14 protein-coding genes and 1 tRNA gene are annotated in these 18,984 nt (G+C 42.2%); 5 read left to right on the top strand and 10 right to left on the bottom strand.

Annotated features, from left to right (window positions below; translation table 11 throughout):
- Nucleotides 1-117 precede the first annotated feature (117 nt).
- The 5 genes from panB to TPSD3_RS04730 all read right to left on the bottom strand — a co-directional run bounded on the left by panB (nucleotide 118) and on the right by TPSD3_RS04730 (nucleotide 3,110).
- Nucleotides 118-918, bottom strand: coding sequence for a 3-methyl-2-oxobutanoate hydroxymethyltransferase (gene panB, locus TPSD3_RS04750; protein WP_086487447.1), 801 nt, complete (start codon nucleotides 916-918; stop codon nucleotides 118-120).
- 20 nt (nucleotides 919-938) lie between these two features.
- On the bottom strand, nucleotides 939-1,226 hold the full coding sequence (locus tag TPSD3_RS04745; RefSeq protein WP_086487446.1) for a DUF167 family protein: 288 nt from the start codon (nucleotides 1,224-1,226) through the stop codon (nucleotides 939-941).
- Nucleotides 1,226-2,032: an adenosylmethionine decarboxylase gene (speD, locus tag TPSD3_RS04740; protein WP_086487445.1), complete on the bottom strand. Its 807-nt coding sequence runs from the start codon at nucleotides 2,030-2,032 to the stop codon at nucleotides 1,226-1,228. The genes TPSD3_RS04745 and speD overlap by 1 nt, the downstream gene beginning before the upstream one ends.
- A 234-nt stretch (nucleotides 2,033-2,266) precedes the next feature.
- Nucleotides 2,267-2,343, bottom strand: a tRNA-Met gene (locus TPSD3_RS04735).
- Nucleotides 2,344-2,504: 161 nt separating this feature from the next.
- Nucleotides 2,505-3,110, bottom strand: a complete 606-nt coding sequence (locus TPSD3_RS04730) for a PilZ domain-containing protein (protein ID WP_086487444.1) — start codon at nucleotides 3,108-3,110, stop codon at nucleotides 2,505-2,507.
- 316 nt (nucleotides 3,111-3,426) lie between these two features.
- Between TPSD3_RS04730 and TPSD3_RS04725 the strand changes: the two genes are divergently transcribed.
- From TPSD3_RS04725 to recQ, 5 genes are all read left to right on the top strand, one after another.
- Entirely contained in the window at nucleotides 3,427-3,618 is a 192-nt protein-coding gene (locus TPSD3_RS04725; RefSeq protein WP_086487443.1) for a YgaP family membrane protein, read from the top strand.
- Nucleotides 3,619-3,744: 126 nt separating this feature from the next.
- Nucleotides 3,745-4,722, top strand: a complete 978-nt coding sequence (locus TPSD3_RS04720) for a DUF58 domain-containing protein (protein WP_086487442.1) — start codon at nucleotides 3,745-3,747, stop codon at nucleotides 4,720-4,722.
- Nucleotides 4,723-4,726: 4 nt separating this feature from the next.
- Nucleotides 4,727-6,739, top strand: a complete 2,013-nt coding sequence (locus tag TPSD3_RS04715) for a transglutaminase TgpA family protein (protein WP_086487441.1) — start codon at nucleotides 4,727-4,729, stop codon at nucleotides 6,737-6,739.
- Nucleotides 6,740-7,063: 324 nt separating this feature from the next.
- A complete protein-coding gene (glnD, locus tag TPSD3_RS04710) occupies nucleotides 7,064-9,790 on the top strand; it encodes a [protein-PII] uridylyltransferase (RefSeq protein ID WP_086487440.1) in 2,727 nt (908 codons plus the stop codon).
- Nucleotides 9,790-11,679 (top strand): DNA helicase RecQ, encoded by a 1,890-nt coding sequence (gene recQ, locus TPSD3_RS04705; protein WP_245391523.1) that lies wholly within the window; start codon nucleotides 9,790-9,792, stop codon nucleotides 11,677-11,679. Before glnD ends, recQ begins: the two co-directional genes overlap by 1 nt.
- 15 nt (nucleotides 11,680-11,694) lie before the next feature.
- Here the strand turns inward: recQ and TPSD3_RS17450 are convergent, their stop codons facing one another.
- The 5 genes from TPSD3_RS17450 to TPSD3_RS04685 form a co-directional block, all read right to left on the bottom strand.
- Nucleotides 11,695-11,865 carry a hypothetical protein gene (locus TPSD3_RS17450; protein WP_176329735.1) on the bottom strand — a complete coding sequence of 57 codons (171 nt, stop codon included), beginning with the start codon at nucleotides 11,863-11,865 and terminating at the stop codon, nucleotides 11,695-11,697.
- Nucleotides 11,843-12,697 carry an FkbM family methyltransferase gene (locus tag TPSD3_RS04700; RefSeq protein ID WP_086487439.1) on the bottom strand — a complete coding sequence of 285 codons (855 nt, stop codon included), beginning with the start codon at nucleotides 12,695-12,697 and terminating at the stop codon, nucleotides 11,843-11,845. The genes TPSD3_RS17450 and TPSD3_RS04700 overlap by 23 nt, the downstream gene beginning before the upstream one ends.
- 80 nt (nucleotides 12,698-12,777) lie before the next feature.
- On the bottom strand, nucleotides 12,778-13,497 hold the full coding sequence (locus TPSD3_RS04695; RefSeq protein WP_176329734.1) for a hypothetical protein: 720 nt from the start codon (nucleotides 13,495-13,497) through the stop codon (nucleotides 12,778-12,780).
- A gap of 132 nt (nucleotides 13,498-13,629) precedes the next feature.
- A complete protein-coding gene (locus TPSD3_RS04690) occupies nucleotides 13,630-16,569 on the bottom strand; it encodes a hypothetical protein (protein WP_086487437.1) in 2,940 nt (979 codons plus the stop codon).
- Nucleotides 16,570-17,062: 493 nt separating this feature from the next.
- Nucleotides 17,063-18,898: an EAL domain-containing response regulator gene (locus TPSD3_RS04685; RefSeq protein ID WP_086487436.1), complete on the bottom strand. Its 1,836-nt coding sequence runs from the start codon at nucleotides 18,896-18,898 to the stop codon at nucleotides 17,063-17,065.
- Nucleotides 18,899-18,984: the final 86 nt, after the last annotated feature.

Genomic DNA, 18,984 nt, shown 5'->3' with positions numbered 1-18,984 from the left:
TATTGTTTATTCTTTAAAATATTATTTTTATAAACAATCTGATGTTTTATTTTCAGTTTTTTAAATTCTTTCATCGGCCTTATTGCTTTAGACAAACAAAAAACGCTGAAAATTAACTCACGTCCCAAAACTATGCGCATCGCTGGGAAATTCGCCTGTTTTCACGGCAGACACATAATTTTTTATGGCAGAACCAATTTCCCCGGTTTCGGCTAAAAAATCTTTAGAGAAAGAAGGGCGTTTACCAACAGTAATGCCGAGCATATCGTATAAAACAAGAATTTGTCCGTCGCACATACGCCCCGCACCGATGCCGATTACAGGTATTTCTAATGCGTGGGTAATTTGGCGAGTAAGTTCTACAGGAACGCATTCCAACAACACCAAAGAAGCCCCAGCCGCTTGCAAGGCCAGCGCGTCGTTGTAGATTTGAGTGGCTTCACTTTCGCGTCGTCCTTGTACAACATAGCCACCGAATTGATGCACCGATTGCGGCGTTAAACCCAAATGTCCACACACAGGAATTCCGCGCTCTGTCAATAACTTAACCGTTTCTGTCAGCCATGCGCCCCCCTCTAATTTCACCACTTGGGCGTAGCCTTCTCGCATCAAACGAGCTGCATTAATTAATGCCGTTTCAGGCGTGGCGTAAGTCATAAATGGCATATCCACCATTAACAAAGCCCGCTGTGTACCGCGATGTACCAATTTGCAATGATACAGCATGTCTTCCATTGTCACCGGCAATGTGCTGTCATGACCTTGTATAACCATACCCAGCGAATCTCCAACAAGTATCACTTCAATGCCCGCATGTTCCATAATATGAGCGAAACTGGCATCGTATGCCGTTAAACACGCAAATTTTTGTTGTTCGCGTTTCAATTTGCGCAAATAATTTAACGTAATTCGATTCATGATTGCAGTACCATGTTGGTTTATAAAGCAGGAGCGATGCCCGCCAATAACTGTTGGGGGCGATCAATACAGAGGTGCTTATTCCGATGTGTTTCGCCACTGAGCAGCGTAACCCGTTGTTTACTCACGCCAAATTGTTTTGCCAATACACGGATCACTTCGGCATTGGCCGCCCCATCAACCGGTGGCGCACACACGGCAATTTTTAACCGTCCATTGTATTCGCCTACGATTGTGCTGCGGCTGGCGCGAGGTTGTATGTACACTTGCAGATGTAATTGCGTACCTTGCCAGTGGTAAAAACTCATTACAACCGCGCCAAATTCTGCCCGTAGAAAATCTCCATCATTTCCTTTTTCAAACGGTGTTCAATTTTGCGCCGTTCTAATTGTGATAATTCTTCTGATGAAGCATTGAATAAATAATTATCCAAATCAAATTCTTTCAATACCATTTTGGTGTGAAAAATGTTTTCTTGATAAACATTCACATCGATCATTTGGTACATTTCACGAGTGCTGCGTGCCAGATAATTCTGAATCGAATTAATCTTGTGATCAATATAATGTTTGCAACCTAAAGTATCTCGCGTAAAACCACGCACCCGATAATCCATAATTACAATATCTGATTCAAAACTATGAATTAGGTAATTTAAAGCCCGTAAAGGAGAAATTCGCCCACACGTTGACACGTCAATATCCGCACGGAAGGTACTGATTCCATTATCTGGATGGCTTTCAGGATACGTATGAACGGTAATGTGACTTTTATCCAAATGCGCCACCACTGTGTCGGGCAAAGGGCCAGGCTCTTCGGTATTTGGCCATGTATCTGATTTAATTTCTTCTTCAGAAATTAACATGGTGACACTCGCCCCTTGCGGATCATAATCTTGGTGTGCAATATTTAGAATATTTGCCCCAATAATATTAGCAACATGAGTGAGAATTTTAGTCAAACGTTCGGCATTATAAGCGTTGTCAATATAAGCAATATATTCTCGTTGTTGCCTTTCGGTTTGCGTGTAACAGATGTCGTAAATATTAAAGCTCAGGGATTTGGTGAGATTATTAAATCCCTGCAATTTAATTTTGAGTTCTTTACCTATCATTTTTCACACCTTAAACGTAGCCATTTCAGAGACATCTAAGAAAAAATAAGACTCTGAATCAAAGGCAATAGAAAATCGCTATCCTACCACGACCGTTGAAAGTCATATTATGGTTTTATGGGCGATGATAAAGCGAGACAAGCGACGATTTGGTTTTTTCGCTGAGATGAGCGCGCAGGAGGTAAACGTGGCACATCCTGCCAATGCAGGAATGACAAATAATGAGGACTTGGGTGGTGGCTATGGGTGGACTCGAACCACCGACCTCAGCATTATGAGTGCCGCGCTCTAACCATCTGAGCTACATAGCCATTTTTTGAGGCAGTTTCTGTTAAGAAGTGAGCATTTTAGTCTTCCTCTGCGCATTTGTCAAGAAAAAATTCAGCGATTGCGTCGCTGTGAGGGCTTTTGGGGAAAATTCGTTATTTGAATTACACAAAAACAGGTTAGGCGTGAACAAGGGCATCAACGGCTAAATTCGCACTAAACGGGTTTGTATTTGTTGTTGGCGCAAAGTGTCTAACAATTGGTGACAACTGGTTTGTTCAGGGTGATATTGAACGTTCATCATGCGATTATTTTCTGCGCGAAGACTCACCGCAATCACACCGGGTAATTCTCTGACTTGATCGCTGATCTCATAAAGTTTTTCTACATCAAAAATCTCTTCAATCATCAAGGTCATTTCTACAAAACTATTACCAATACTGCGTTGACTCCATAATTGCCGCACTAAATCACGAATAATATTTAAAGTGGGTTCGCTGATTTCGGTAAATTTAAAGCCGATTTTATAAAGTTCAGGTTTTATCATGGTGCGCCAACGACTTTGGGCGCGTAATTGAATCTTTTCAGGTGCGTTTTTATAACGCATAATTTGTTGTAAATCAGTACCTTGCAAAACAAGAGCGTGTTCTTCATGAATCATAACGGGCAAACTACTAAACAGCATGATTCCAGTCATACTAATATCTCCTAACGCGCCCACAACATGATTCCCCTCTGCTTCATACACGGGCAATAACAACAATAATTCACGGCGTTTATGATTGCGTCTTTCTTCGGCTGGCGTAAGCATTATCTTCTCCCATTCATCCTACTTTAAAATTAAAATTAGCTTAAATTTTGACTGGGTTAATAAATATTTTAGAATGAGATCATCAGCATCATTTTTATTATTTTTTAACCCCATTGAAAAACAAGCATAACTCTGGTATCACCGTAAGGCCAGAATAGTGTAGCTGATGAAAGAATATCACTGCAACGCCTATTGTGGTTTTTGCCACAATTTTTGTTCTGTGAAAAATACCATCGCAATCTTGATTTTCAGAATAAGACCCATATCTAGGATAGGTAGATTATTATTTTCTAATATACTTTATGAGGATAACACAGTGAAAGCAAATGTTGGCATGGTGGATCGAGTGATACGTGCAGTGGTCGGCGTGGCAATTATTGCAGCGGGCGTGTACTATCAAAATTGGTTGGGTGCGATTGGTATTGTGCCGTTGGCGACGGCGGCGATAGGTTTTTGCCCTGCGTATTTGCCGCTGGGTCTTTCTACATGCAAAACCGAAGAAAAATAAGTATATCGTAGCCCGTTAATTTCGCTCAAGTATTGTCATCAATGAAGGATAACACCAATATGGGGTTATCCTTTTTTGCGTTTTAATGACATATTTTCTTTTTTGCTTTACGGAGGTTAGAAAAAAATGACCCATACTTTGATGACTTCATTACGTCAGCTATTTCACTGGCCGCCGTATAGGCAATCTCCTCAAGCGGTGGTAGAATTACGTCGCCGTCAAGTTTATATTTTTCCAACAAAACAAGGATTTGCTTTTATTTTTGTGTTGTTTATTTTATTGATAGGTTCAATGAATTATAACAATAACATGGGTTATTTATTAACCTTTACTTTAGGCAGTATGATGTTGGTGTCGATTCTGCACACGCATCGCATGTTGCACGGATTACGTATTGAAGCGGGTCAAACGCATTCTGTATTTGCTGGGGAACGGGTCTTGTTTCAACTGGGTTTGGACAATCGGCATCATGCGGCGCGTTTTGATTTACATTTTAAAGTACAAACACCGTTAAATACATGGGATGAAGTGGTGGTTGTGAACGTGCCGGACAATCAAAAAATCAATGTCAACTTACCGATTGCCAGTTATCGTCGGGGGCGTTTAGCGTTGCCGCGGCTTCGGATTAGTAGCGTGTTTCCGCTGGGGCTTTTTGAGGTTTGGTCTTACATTTTTATCGAAAGTGAAGCGATTGTCTATCCCAATCCTGTGGGACAACGGGTTTTTCCTGTGCGACAAGAGGCGCGGCAAAGTACACAAGGACAGCATCCCAGTTTACAAGGGGAGGATTTTGTTGGTTATAGAAATTACAAAACAGGTGATTCTCCGCGTCATATTGATTGGAAAGCGGCGGCTCGTGGACAAGAAGGTTTAATTAAACAATTCGGCGGTCATTCTACAGATTCATTTACTTTTTCTTGGGCAGATGTGCAGCATTTAGAAAATATAGATCGTGCCGTTTCTCAACTTTCTTTATGGATCAATATGGCAGAAAAGCAACAATTGCCTTATGGTTTACAATTACCGCATTTAGACCTTAAACAAGGTTATGGTGATAGCCATTATAATCGTTGTTTAACCGCTTTGGCTTTATATCAAGGTTAATGTTATGTTATTAGCCCATATTCCGCATTATCCGAATCGAGACACGACTATTTGGTTGCTGATTTCGCTTATTTTGGTGTCTATTCCACATATCACACGCTTGCCTTTTTGGGTGCCATTAGTGCTGGTTTCTTTACTGGCTTTACGTTATTTTGCGATCACGAAATGGGCAAAATTACCGAGTGCTACAGTACAGTTTTTTTTAGCGTTATTGGTGGTTGCGGGCATATTTATTCATTATAAAACCTTAATGGGGCGTGATCCGGGTGTCGCCTTATTGGTTGCTTTATGCGGCTTAAAATTTATTGAAATGAAAAACCGACGCGATGCGTTGTTACTTTGTTTCTTAGGGTATTTTTTAATCATTACTAATTTTCTTTATTCGCAAAGCATTCCAACTGCTTTATATATGGGATTAGTGATGATTATTACTACGGGAACATTGATCAGTTTAGCCCATTCTACCCAAGAATTAAGCCACAAAAAACGTTTTAAATTAGCCAGTATTTTATTGTTACAAGGGCTGCCCATTATGCTGTTATTATTCGTGTTATTTCCGCGAATTTCAGGGCCATTATGGGGTTTGCCTAAGGATGCGCATACGGGGCAAACTGGCTTGAGTGATAGACTAGAATTAGGCACGATTAGCGAATTGAGTTTGTCTGATGAAATTGCTTTTCGGGTTGAATTTAAAGATAACATTCCGTTGCCTGCGGATCGTTATTGGCGTGGGCCGGTGTTGTGGAATACGGATGGTAAAAATTGGCACAGTGGTTTTCAGAGAAATATTGAAAATCCACCGTTAAAAGTAGATTATTTAGGCAATCCTTATCACTATACTTTAACTTTAGAACCCAATGGAAAACCATGGTTATTAGCCTTAGACATTCCCACTCAAGCTCCAGATACCATTCGCAGTCGATTGCAACATGATTTACAGATTTTAGCCCAGCGTCCTATTCAATATCGCACTCGCTATGAATTAACTTCTTATAGTTATTATCGTATTGATCATTTAACAGACAATAGTGATGCAGATGATCTCAAACGTTTAGATTTTTATTTACGTACCGCTTTACAATTACCCGATAATTGGCATCCAAAAACCAGAGCATTAGGAGAACAATGGCGAGCGCGTTATGAAAATCCAATGGATATTGTGAATCAGGCTTTAATTTACTTTAATCAAGAACCGTTTTATTATACTTTTCTATCACCGTTAATGTTGACTGATCCGATTGATCAATTTATGTTTGAAATGCGGCGGGGTTTTTGTGAGCATTATGCGGCGGCTTTTACGGTTTTGATGCGATCTGCGGGCATTCCAACGCGCATTGTGACAGGATATTTAGGAGGGCGAATTAATCCTGTTAATGGTATGTTAATTGTGCGCCAAAGAGATGCCCACGCATGGAATGAAGTGTGGTTAGAAGGACAAGGCTGGGTGCGGGTTGATCCCACAGGCGCAGTGTCTCCTGAACGAATTGAACAAGGAATTGATACAGCATTATCCAGTGATTTTCCTGAGTTATTAAATCCTTTTCAAGATATGTTATTAGGAGAATGGTTACAACAATTGCAAGATCGTTGGGATGCGGTAAATAGTTTGTGGAATCAATGGGTATTAGGCTACGATGCACAACGCCAAAAAAGTATAGGTCATTGGCTGAATTTAGGCGATATTGATTGGCAAGAATTAACCGTGGGATTGGTACTTGGGGTGAGCGTGATATTATTGGGCTTATTGTGGTGGTTATTACGCCCGCAATATCCGCCTAATATAGACCCTGCTCATGTCTTATATTTGCGTTTATGTCGTCGTTTAGCCCGCTTGGGAATTGAGCGCGCTCCCTGCGAGGGTCCCTTGCATTTTGCGCAGCGGGTCAGTCGCACTTATCCCGAATGGGCGAGTAAAATCCAATACGCCACTGAATTGTACATTAAAGCACGCTATCAAGCACATCCTTCGCCTGATATTTTGCCGAAATTACGCGCGGCGATTCGTCAGTTTATTTAGTATTCTTATACTAAAATAAGGGGGATTATAACCCCTTATTTTGTCTGAATTAGAATTTACAGCATTAAAGAATTGACAAAATTGATTCTTTCTGGAAAATAAGACACTTAATAACCCAAAGATGACGATTCAGCTTATGCCAAATGCGTTAAATGCGATATACTTACTCATCAAAATCAATACTAAAAACGACTAAAGTGAGTTTGCGAGGAGTTGTGCCAACTTAAACCGTGATTAGAAAAAATTTCGGTGAGCTGTGCATTTTGCCTGTGGTGGGCTGGTGACGCTGCCCTTGTTTTCAACGCACTGCATCGTTTTATCATCATGTACCCAATACATTATCCCTACGCCGATAACCAACTGTTTGATTCTGAAGCCTTTGAACGGGCTTTACAGACCGATGAAACGCCCATTAGTGTGTTTCGTAAAGCCCTGCAACAAGGGCGCGAGATCATTGCGCAGCGTTTTCTTGCCACTTATCATGCCTCTGAAGCAGTATCACAACAAGCGTGGTTGGTTGATCAAATTTTACAGCACGCATGGCAACGAATTACTTGGCCTGCCTCGCCGCAAATTGCTTTGGTGGCGGTGGGAGGGTATGGGCGCGCTGAATTACATCCCAGTTCTGATGTCGATATTATGATTTTGCTGGGTGCGCCTGCGGATGCAGAAGTAAGACGTTGTGTAGAAGAATTTATCATGTTTTTGTGGGACATTCGCCTTGAGGTAGGACACAGTACCCGCACTTTAGTTGATTGTGTTCACGAGTCCAGTGCAGATATTACCGTAGTCACGACTTTAATGGAATCACGGTTATTACTGGGGCCGAGTGCGCTTTACCAAGATATGCAAGCTTGTGTAGGACGTTCTCGGGTGTGGCCGAGTCGGGAGTTTTTTGAAGGAAAACTACAAGAACAGCAAAAACGCCACCAAAAGTATCACGATACCGCTTACAATTTAGAACCAAACATTAAAGAAGGCCCTGGTGGATTACGGGACATTCAGATGATTGGTTGGGTGGCCAAGCGTCATTTTGATGCCAATACTTTACACGATTTGGTGCAGCATGATTTCCTCACAGAAACCGAATATCAACAATTAATTCGTGGTCAAGAATTTTTATGGAAAGTGCGTTATTTACTGCACACCATTGCCAAACGACGTGAGGATCGTTTGTTATTTGATTATCAACGAACTTTAGCGGATCGTTTAGGTTTTTACGACGATGACACGCATTTGGGCGTTGAGAAATTCATGCGTCAATATTATCGAACTATTAAGGAATTAAGCAGTTTAAACGATATGTTATTGCAATTATTCCAAGAAGCGATTTTATATGCCCATTTGTCAGAAGAAGTGTGGTATTTAAATAAACGTTTTCGGGTGCGCAATCATTATATTGAAGTGAACCATGATAAGGTTTTTAGAAATTATCCATTTGCTTTATTAGAAATTTTTTTATTAATGCAACAACACCCTGAAATTCGTGGTGTGCGCGCCAGTACGATTCGCTTAATTCGTCAATATACTTATTTAATTGATGAGGCATTTCATCGGGATTTGCGGGCGCGCAGTTTATTTTACGAAATTATTCGCCAGCCAGAGGGATTAACAAAAGCATTAAGACGCATGAATCGTTATGGGATTTTAGGGGCTTATATTCCTGCTTTTGGGCGTATTGTGGGGCAGATGCAATATGATTTATTTCATGTTTATACGGTGGATGAACACAGTTTATTTGTGGTGCGTAATTTACGCCGTTTTGCCATGGCGCGTTTTCGGGAAGAAATGCCGACCTGTCACCGCATTATGCAGCTTATTCCGAAGCCAGAATTATTATATTTAGCGGGATTATTTCATGATATTGCGAAAGGTCGGGGGGGCGATCATTCGGAATTGGGGGAAGTTGATGCGTTAAACTTTTCTCAAGCGCATGGATTAAGTGACAATGATTCCCGTTTAGTGGCGTGGTTAGTGCGCCATCATTTGCTCATGTCCACCACCGCACAACGTCAAGACATTACCGATCCTGAAGTGATTCATTTATTCGCACAAAAGATACAAGATAAAAGTCATTTAGACTATCTTTATCTGCTCACTGTCGCGGATATTAGAGCCACTAATCCGAAATTATGGAACAGTTGGAAAGCGAAATTATTAACCGATTTATATTATCAAACGCGGGCTGCTTTACAACAAGGTTTAGATTATAGTGGTTTGGATAAACAAGCGAGAATTCAAGAAGTTCAATATGCGGCACGTCAGCAATTAAGCGATTTATCGCCAGAGCGCATTAGCGATTTATGGACGGATTTAGGAGAAGATTATTTTCTCTATACATCACCTTATGATATTGCGGATGAAACCCGTGCTATTTTACACCACGAATTAACTGTGCCTAATGAACCTTTAGTGATGGAGCGGCGCAATCATCGCGGCGGCAGCCAATTCTTGCTCATTTATCTCAAAGATAGAGATTATTTATTTGCAGCCACCACGCATTTTTTAGAGCAGAAAAATCTCAATATTGTTGATGCTTATATTGTTCCTACGCAACGAGAATATACGCTAGGGGGCTATACTGTTTTAGAGCAAGATGGGGGAGAAATTAATAATCCTCAGCGGGTGCAAGAGATTGTGCTTGGATTAAGACAGGCTTTATCTTCTGAATTAAGTCAGAATTTATGTCCTATTAGTCGTCATGTGGCGCGTTATTTAAAACATTTTCCTGTTCCTACTCGAATTACCTTTAGTTATGATAAAGCCAATAATCACACAGTATTAGAAGTAATTACCAGTGATCGGCCGGGCGTTTTATCGCGCATTGCGGAGGCTTTTGTTAAGTGTAATGTGCGAGTGAAACGCGCTAAAATTGCCACATTAGGCGCACGAGTAGAAGATATTTTCTTTATTACCGATTATGAAAATCGCGCTTTACATTCTGCGGATCATTTGGATTTATTGCGCGAAGAATTATCGGATTTATTAGAAGTGGAGGGGTCTCATCTTTCTTCAACCACTCGTTTTTCAGGATCGGAATTGGTTATTTAATGGATATGAACGGCACTCATTATAGTCAAAATATATTAGATAATGAAAATTGGTTAGCGGTGAATGAAGAATATACCACTTATTCTCCACTGCCATTATTAAAAAAAATATTTGGCTATGATCATTTCCGTGGACAGCAAGCCGAAATTATCCAACATATTGTGACGGGGGGCGATGCGTTAGTATTAATGCCGACGGGGGGTGGAAAATCGTTATGTTATCAACTTCCTGCCTTAATTCGCCCCGGTGTGGGCATTGTGGTTTCTCCGCTCATTGCATTAATGAAAGATCAAGTGGATGGCTTATTGCAATTAGGCATTCGGGCAGCGTTTCTTAATTCTAGTTTAAATTATGAAGAAAGCAGCGAGGTGGTTTATCGCTTAAAAACGCGCCAATTGGATTTGCTTTATGTCGCGCCCGAACGGCTGGTGATGAATCATTTTTTAGAAACGATTGAAACGATAGATATTGCGTTATTTGCGATTGATGAGGCGCATTGTGTGTCGCAATGGGGGCATGATTTTCGCCCTGAGTATGTGCAGCTATCGATTCTGCATGAACGCTTCCCTCACGTGCCTAGGATTGCTTTAACGGCGACGGCAGATCAGGCAACGCAACGAGAAATTAAGCAGCGTTTGGCATTGGAAAATGCACAAGTTTTCTGCACGGGATTTGATCGCCCTAATATTCGCTATTACGTGGTGCAAAAAGCCAATGCAAAACAACAATTATTAAAATTTCTTAATCAGCATCATCGTGGTGATTCGGGAATTGTTTATTGTTTATCGAGAAAACGGGTTGAAGAAACTGCGGATTGGTTATGTGATGAAGGCTGGCGTGCGGTGCCTTATCATGCGGGATTGGCAAGAGATGTTCGAAAGATAAATCAAACCCGTTTTTTACGTGAAGAAAATTTAATTGTGGTAGCAACCATTGCATTTGGAATGGGAATTGATAAGCCGAATGTGCGCTTTGTGGCGCATTTAGATTTACCGAAAAGTTTAGAATCTTATTATCAAGAAACGGGACGCGCTGGCCGCGATGGATTGCCGGCGAATGCGTGGCTCGCTTATGGTTTGCAAGATGTGATTTTATTGCGCGAAATTTTGGCTAAATCCGAAGCCAATGAACAGCATAAACGCCTTGAACAACATAAATTAGATGCGATGCTTGGTTATTGCGAATTAACCACCTGTCGCCGTCAATCTTTATTGGCTTATTTTGGTGATATATTGCCAGAGCCGTGTGGTAATTGTGATAATTGTTTATTTCCCGTTGCCACGTGGGATGGAACAATTGCGGCGCAAAAAGCCTTATCTTGCATTTATCGCACGGGACAACGATTTGGTGTGAATTATTTAATTGACGTGTTATTGGGTAAAGAAACTCCGCGCATTTTACAATTTAAACACCATAAATTAACCGTTTATGGTGTGGCTAAAAATGATGGTTTAACAGGCGATCAATGGCGTGCTATTTTTCGTCAATTGGTGGCTGCGGGTTATGTTTCTGTTGATGTAGAAGGGCATGGTGGCTTGCAATTGGCTGAAGCGGCGCGTCCTGTTTTGCGCGGTGAGAAAAAGGTATTTTTACGTCAAGATTCTCCGCGTATTAAGACCGTTAAAAAATCGTTCCGTGCCAATCAAAATAAACCTGAATTAGACGAGGCGGATCGTTCATTATTAGAAGCCTTACGCGCCAAGCGAGCTGAATTAGCGCAAAATCAAAATGTGCCGCCTTATGTGATTTTTCATGACAGCACTTTATTGGACATGGTGCGCGTGCGTCCCGAAAATTTAGAAGAAATGGGACAAATTTCAGGAGTCGGTAATTATAAATTAGATCGTTATGGACAGATTTTTATTGATATTATTGAGAGGGTGGGGTGAAACGACTTGCAAGAGTTAATTTTGAAAATTCTTTAATTCTGTAAATTCTGATTCTGACAAAACTGGCTCATCTTTTAGTTTCTCAAGCAACCCTCCCCAATCCCCTTGTTTCGCCAACGACAAAAACAACTTATGCAGAGGACAAACAATTCGCTTTGCCATTTCAATCCCGACAAGCCAAGACATTTTCAGTTAATGGACGATGATAACCCGCATTTTGTAAACGATTCATTAATTCTTCCCCTAATTCTGGAATGGAACAATGACGGTTTTGGATTTTCATTTCGGTTAATAATTGTTTTGTTACCGTACTGATAATGGGTAATTCTTGTTTTAATTGGGCTAAATTTATATCGACTAATGATGATGTCACCCATTGTAATTTAAAATGATATTTTAAGAGTAAATCAATAAAATCTTGCGGTTCAATGCCATATTCACATAATGCGCCAGGTGAAAATTCGGTTAATAATTTTATATTGGGATAGCGTAATAAAAGTTGTTGCATTCCTTGAATCGCGGTATATTCTGCGCCTTCAATATCCATTTTAATAAAGTCAATATTGCCCTTAAATTCGGCAAAAAAATCATCTAAACACACGCTTTCTACCGTCACCTGTTCTTCTCCACAACAAACCGAAGAATAAACCCGGTGCATTCCACGATTATCATCGCATAAATGTAAGGTTATCAGGCCATTGTGGTTGTTGACGGCTTTATTAATGGGTTCTATATTAGAATAACCATTTAATGCAATATTTTGACACAATAACGCAAAATTACTGGGATCGGGTTCAAACGCATAAACTTTGCCTTTTTCTCCTACTAATTGAGCAAAAATCAGGCTGTAATAGCCAATATTTGCGCCAATATCCAGTACCGTATCGCCCGGCCGCACGTGCGAGCGTACCACAGCCACTTCGTCCGCTTCATAAACGCCAAATTGGGCGAGATTTAGACTGTCTTTATCGTCTAAATACATTTTATGGCCTTGAACTAAATGGATATTTTGTTGCACAACTTATTCCTTTTTTAATACAAAATAAAATACTGGCGCAATATCCATTCGGAGACAACGCCAGTAAAAATAAATTACATTTAACGATTATCGGGAACTAAACGATCCCCAAACGGAGTGCGTACTACTCTCATGCCCGGTGGCACATCTTCATCTTTAATCACTTGACGTTGAAAGTTTTTATAAATTTCCCGTCGCCGTTCTAACTCTTCTTCTCGTTTACGTTGTTCTTCTGGAGTCAATTCCCGTTGTTGGGCTTGCTGCTGTATCAAGCTGGCAAACGGATTATTTTGCACTTCTGGGGGAACTGTGGCAGCCACTTCTTGTACGGGGGCGGGGGGAGGCGGTGGCGGGGCAATCGCGCCTTTGCGAATTAAATCTAAACGCGCCTGATGCCCTCCTGAATAACAATTAACGCCTTTATCCGTTTTCGACACCTGACAGGGGGCATCGTTTGGATAAGCGATTTTGATTTGGCGCGCATCCACACTGAGCAAAAAAAAGCCCGGATAACCATCAATAGGCGTTTTACCGCTGGCATCAAGACGTTGCACAAAAGTTTTACCATCCGGTGCTTGTAAAATCGCCGAGCGATATTGACCAATTAAACTCGTCCCAATCAACGTAAAATCACGTTGTGGCCCTTTGGGGGGTGGCGGGGGCGGATCAGGGGGTTTTTGGTTTTGAAAAGGGTTTGTTGTTGGCGGTGGTGTTTCTGGAGGCGGGGTTTTTTCTTTACCGCGTTCGGGATCAAAGAGATCAAAACCATAAACCGCATTTGACACTAAAACACTCGTCAATAGGATAAGCGCATTCACTTTCACGGCATCATTCCCAAAGTCAGAGATGAAAAACGGCACACTGTTGAACAGTGTGCCGTATTTTACGCCTTTCCCTCAATCAGGATCAACTGAGGTTAGCGACTGGCGATCTTAGTTGGTACGAGGATCGTCGATCTTCAACTGCAACAAGTCTCTGCCGTACATGACAACACCATCATTTAAGCGGTAAGCCAACAACAGATACAATTCGCCTTCCACACCGAAACCACCTTCTGGGGTTTCAAAGATGTTGAATACATTGTATTTTCCTAAGGCTTTCGTTTCAAACGCACCGATGCCTTCGACAGTACCATCCCAAGGAGAAATTGACGCTCCACTGTTTTCAAGAACGAAAACATCTTGCACTTCAAGTTCTTTTCCTAGCGGCACGCCTGCGTACAACACCAGAACATCAGCATTAGTGCCAACATGTGCATCGGCTGCTTCAACTGAGCCAACAATTTTCACGATAGCCTTAGGATCAGCACTCACAGCAGGATTGGTGATTGGACCACCATTGATAGAGTAACCACCCTTAAACACTGTACCCGCAGGAACAGTGACGGGTTCACCTTTGCTGTTGATTCCTTCTGCACCTATAGGAGGCGGAGCAGAGCAAACTTTACCCGCATAAGCACCACCTACCGCATTACAGGTAGCCTCAGTTTTGCAACCAGCCAAGTTGGTTGGGGTACACTCGTTCTTCAGCTCTTGAGTCACTTGGAACTGACGAACAGCCGATTCTACAGAACCCGTTGGGTCAACAAAAGTCAACGTAAATTGACCTGTGGTTTGGCCACCATTGACTTCAAACACTTTCTTGCCACCATCAAAGTTGATGATGCGATTGGGTGCAATAATATCCCCACGTGAACCATCGGCCATCACTTCACGCACAACAGGTGCAGTAATTGTGTCGCCTTCAGTGCCATTGACTACAAAACGAATCGAATTCGTGCCTTGAACCGCATCACCATTTTGATCCAACAGTTCAACAGACATAGCCACTTTACTGTTTACAGGAATGGTTGACTGCTCAACATAAGTCTTAATGAACTTGAAGGTAATGATTTCGGGTAACGTGGTCTTAATCGTAGTGGCTTTAGTAAAGCCGGGTGCCGTCAAGTTTACAGTCAGCGGAGTCTCGCCTGTACCGGCAGCCGCAACTGGGTAATCAACCAGAACCGTTTCATAACCTGTCGGAGTTGCAGAAGCTGCACCGGCTGGATAGCTCACCACCGCACCTGAAACAGCACTGGTCAATGTAAATTTACCAGCAGGCGCACCCGTCACTGGGTTGCCGTGTTGATCTTGCAGGCGAACTGCTTTTTCAGGTAAAACAGTTTGTAATCCTGTGTTACCGGGCAATAAGCTGGTCAAAACAGAGTCAACCACTTCATTGTGCGCGTTACGAATTTCCAATGAAACAGGCGTACCCGGAATAATGGTTGCGCCATCTACCAGAATTTGAGCGTACTCACCGGCACGATCAGAAACCATGTAAGGGCCGTGACCCACTTTCTTGAATACAGCACGAACTGTTCCAGTAGTTGGATCACGCAAAGCTTCACTGGCTTCATCGGTGCCTACGTTCTTGATGCTGACAGGATTGGTGGCACCGGGGTCTTTATCGACATGAACCGCTACAACTTGGTTATTGGCGATGACCATGCTTCCAGCCGCAAACTCAGGTTGAACCGTCACGTTGAACACTTTGTCAACCACGTTCAAACTCACCACAGATGAAGTGGATAAACCTGTGGCTGAAGCTGCCAAAGATAATACACCAGTAGCAACACTGATTTCGCCCGCTTGATCACCCAACACGATGGTGTCATGATTGCCATACGCATCTAAAACGGCCGTCATAGAACCAGCATTGTTATTGGCTTCCTTGATACTGACCGTGTAAGAACCGCCCGCACGATTAGTGGTTGTGTTACCATACTCATCCAAATACTTGACTTTGATAGCCGCGCCTTGACCGACCTGAGTAATGCGCTCTTTGTTAGAGGTCAAAGACAGAGCCTTAGGTGCACCCGTAGAAATCACAGTGACTTTATCAACGCTGTCTAAACCAACGCTACTTACTGTCTTAGTTGCGCCATCTTCACCTGTGAAAGTCATCTCGGCTTTGATGTAGTAGTCGCCTGCTTTGGTAATGCTTGGAAGACTTACAGTGGCAGTACCATTGATCATCGAACCTGTAGTAGTGATCGGAGCCCCTTTACCCATTGGAGTCAGGGTTAAATTTACCGAGCCACCGGCACGTTGGTTCAACGCGGTGACAACCACTTCTGCGCCCGCACCTACCGCACCTGCGGTCATTTGTCCATGGATCCCATCTGAAGGATCGGTATCCATTTGACCAGCAGTGTCGTTAAAGCCGTAGTTGAATTCAGAAACATTTAAAGCAAAAGGGTTGCTAGCGGGAGGAGCAATGGTGATGTCTTTCACGACTTCTTTAATCGTATTGACACGAATACCACCATTGGCGGTGGATTCCCGTTCTTGCAATTTAACTGTAATTCGACCGCCTACAGTTGGGTTGGAATTGGGTTGGTAGTAAACGTTGATTTCCCCATTCCCATTTTCCAATTTGACTACCCGCGTGGTTCTGTAGTCATCAGGATTTGCAGAAGGTTGGCCTTGACGATTGACGAAACTCCCGTTTCCGATAGAATCGCTGGGGGTTTGACCAGAATTGGGAGAACCTTGAGCAGGCATCGCTTCACCACCGATTGGAATCAAACCTTGCGTGGTACTGATAACCGCCATCAGGATAGAGCCACCGTCTTCACCAAAGCGATCCACTTCGCCCACAGTGTTTAGACCTAAAATGGCCAAGTTAATGGTTTCGCCAGCTTTGACACTGGTTTTGTCTAAAATGAATTGACCTTCAACGGTTGTTGTGCTACAAGTTACGCCCGCTTCCTTATCGAAGGGTGCAATCGGCTTACCGGTAGGGCCTAACACATCGCAAGGAACAGCCCATGCAGAGCCGCTCATCACCGCCAACGAGATGGCAGAGGCTAATGCTGTTTTTTTCATCTTAAAAATACTCCTTAGAAAATTTGTCAAGGGTAGAAGAGGTGTCTAAATTTACGTAGGCTTGGTGTTATCATTGGGGCAACACGTGTAGGGTAATATACCACACCTCTGCTTGATGTTGCTATCTAAACACGAATGGTATAAATATCGCACACAAACCCTACCAATTGCAAGCCGCTGTCAACAATTTACTCAATTCAGCTCAAAACCAACGGTTTGTTGGAGGGGTTATGTTGTCAATGCGCTGACGAAATGCGGTTATCGTAAAATGATTCTTTAGAAGAAAGCACAGGCCGAAGTCTATTCCCCTTATTGCTACGGAATTAAGGCGCAAAACAAGCCAAGCCACCTTTTTCGTCACTGCCACACATTGCCACAGAGTCACCGAAAAATGCAAACTAATTTTTAATGAATAACACAACAGGTGTCTCTTTTAGACCACAACACCAAGACCTATAGGCACACTATACCACCATTTTGGGAAACATTGAGATTAACTAAAGCGAGAAGTGGTCGTTTTTTGGATTAATTCAAGTGCTTGTGTGGCATCAAGGGGATAAGATAAACCATAACCTTGTCCCAATTGACAGCCGTTGGCAGATAACCACTGCCGTTGTGATACTGTTTCAATCCCTTCCGCCACCACCGTCAACGACAATGCTTGTGCTAATGCAATAATCGCGCTCACAATGGTACGACTGGAATCAGCCGCATCCAAACGCGCCGTAAATGCCCGATCAATTTTTAACTCATCAATCGCAAATTGATGCAGGTAACTTAATGATGAATAACCCGTGCCAAAATCATCTAGCGATATGGATAATTTATAAGCTCGTAAGGCTTTTAATAATTGTTCAGCCGAATTGAGATTATCCATAATCGCACTTTCAGTAATTTCTAATTTTAATTGGCCGGGGCGAAGATCAAATGCTTGCAAAATGGATGCAATGGTGCTTAATAATTGCGTGGTTTGGGAAAATTGACGGGTAGAAACATTGACACTGAGCGTCAATTGCTGCGCGGCGGATGAAAGCTGACACCAGCGTTGCAATTGCTGACAGGCCTGTTGCAAAACCCATTCTCCCACAGGCAGAATTAACCCCGTTTCTTCACACACCCCCACAAAATCTAAGGGCGATAATAATCCTCGTTCTGGATGTTGCCAACGCAATAAAGCTTCAAATCCCGCCAATTGTCCCGTGATTAAAGAAAAAATAGGCTGATACAATAAATGAAATTCTTCTCGTTCCAAAGCGCGGCGTAAATCACTTTCTAAAAGCAATCGATTATGCGCTGCCGTGTGCATGGATGCGTCAAAAACGCAATAACCGCGTTGCGAGTGTGCTGTTTTAGCACGATACATGGCCGTATCTGCATCACGCAAAATAAATACGGGATCGTAGTAACTCGAATCGATTAATGCAATCCCAATACTGACTGTAATAAAAATTTCATGATTGGCTAAAGTAAAAGGAAGTACAAAAGCCCGTCTCAATTCCTCTGCCAACGCCAACACCGGCGCAATATCCACCACATCTAACATTAAAATAGTAAATTCATCTCCACCCAAACGAGACAATAATGCCACTCGCTGTTCACACACATTTTGCAAGCGTTTAGCAATCGCTAATAATAACTGATCGCCCAGCAAATGACCAAAAGAATCATTGACCAATTTAAACCGATCACAATCTAAAAACAACACGGCAAATTTTTTACAATTATCCTGATGAATGGTATCTAATGCCGACGTTAAATATTCCATTAATAACGTGCGATTGGGCAATTCCGTTAATGAATCATGTTTAACCAAATATTCTAAACGCAATTGCGTTTGTTGTCGCTGCTCAATTTCGGCTTGTAAAGCAGCAGTGCGCTCGCGGACACGCTGTTCTAATTCGGCATTTAAGGTAGAAAGGGCTTGTTGCAATTCTTGTAAACGCAATTGATTTTCAACACGTGCCAATACTTCTGGCCATTGAAAAGGTTTTGTAATATAATCAACACCACCCACTGCAAAAGCCTGCACTTTATCTAAAACTTCATCTAATGCACTAATAAAAATAACGGGAATAAGACTGGTATTTGGATCGGCTTTTAACTGTTGACACAAACTAAAACCATCCATTTCAGGCATATTAATATCCAATAAAATTAAATCAGGCGGAGCAGCCCGAACACCAATTAAAGCCATTGCGCCACTAATGACGCTGCGCACTTTATAACCTTGTTTGGTCAACATCGCCGATAATAAACGCAAATTATCAGGATTATCATCCACAATCAAAATATTTTTACGCACAGGAGGACGAGCAGTTGAAGTCAGCATATTATTAAAACACAAAATAGCCCAAATGAGTTTCGTATTGTCGCACTAAATGCCACAATTAGAAAGTGGCTTGTTGTCCATCGGGG

The sequence above is a fragment of the Thioflexithrix psekupsensis genome (assembly GCF_002149925.1).
Classification (GTDB): domain Bacteria; phylum Pseudomonadota; class Gammaproteobacteria; order Beggiatoales; family Beggiatoaceae; genus Thioflexithrix; species Thioflexithrix psekupsensis.
Note: the sequence above shows the minus strand (reverse complement) of the source record. Positions and strands in the feature narration are given on the sequence as shown.

What these genes read in the sequence shown, in the direction of transcription:
- TPSD3_RS04720 (WP_086487442.1), top strand. Translation starts at nt 3,745, where the DNA reads ATGACCCATACTTTGATGACTTCATTACGTCAGCTATTTCACTGGCCG.
- TPSD3_RS04730 (WP_086487444.1), bottom strand. Translation starts at nt 3,110, where the DNA reads ATGCTTACGCCAGCCGAAGAAAGACGCAATCATAAACGCCGTGAATTA.
- TPSD3_RS04745 (WP_086487446.1), bottom strand. Translation starts at nt 1,226, where the DNA reads ATGAGTTTTTACCACTGGCAAGGTACGCAATTACATCTGCAAGTGTAC.
- TPSD3_RS17450 (WP_176329735.1), bottom strand. Translation starts at nt 11,865, where the DNA reads ATGTCTTGGCTTGTCGGGATTGAAATGGCAAAGCGAATTGTTTGTCCT.
- TPSD3_RS04690 (WP_086487437.1), bottom strand. Translation starts at nt 16,569, where the DNA reads ATGAAAAAAACAGCATTAGCCTCTGCCATCTCGTTGGCGGTGATGAGC.
- speD (WP_086487445.1), bottom strand. Translation starts at nt 2,032, where the DNA reads ATGATAGGTAAAGAACTCAAAATTAAATTGCAGGGATTTAATAATCTC.
- TPSD3_RS04715 (WP_086487441.1), top strand. Translation starts at nt 4,727, where the DNA reads ATGTTATTAGCCCATATTCCGCATTATCCGAATCGAGACACGACTATT.
- TPSD3_RS04685 (WP_086487436.1), bottom strand. Translation starts at nt 18,898, where the DNA reads ATGCTGACTTCAACTGCTCGTCCTCCTGTGCGTAAAAATATTTTGATT.
- glnD (WP_086487440.1), top strand. Translation starts at nt 7,064, where the DNA reads ATGTACCCAATACATTATCCCTACGCCGATAACCAACTGTTTGATTCT.
- panB (WP_086487447.1), bottom strand. Translation starts at nt 918, where the DNA reads ATGAATCGAATTACGTTAAATTATTTGCGCAAATTGAAACGCGAACAA.
- recQ (WP_245391523.1), top strand. Translation starts at nt 9,790, where the DNA reads ATGGATATGAACGGCACTCATTATAGTCAAAATATATTAGATAATGAA.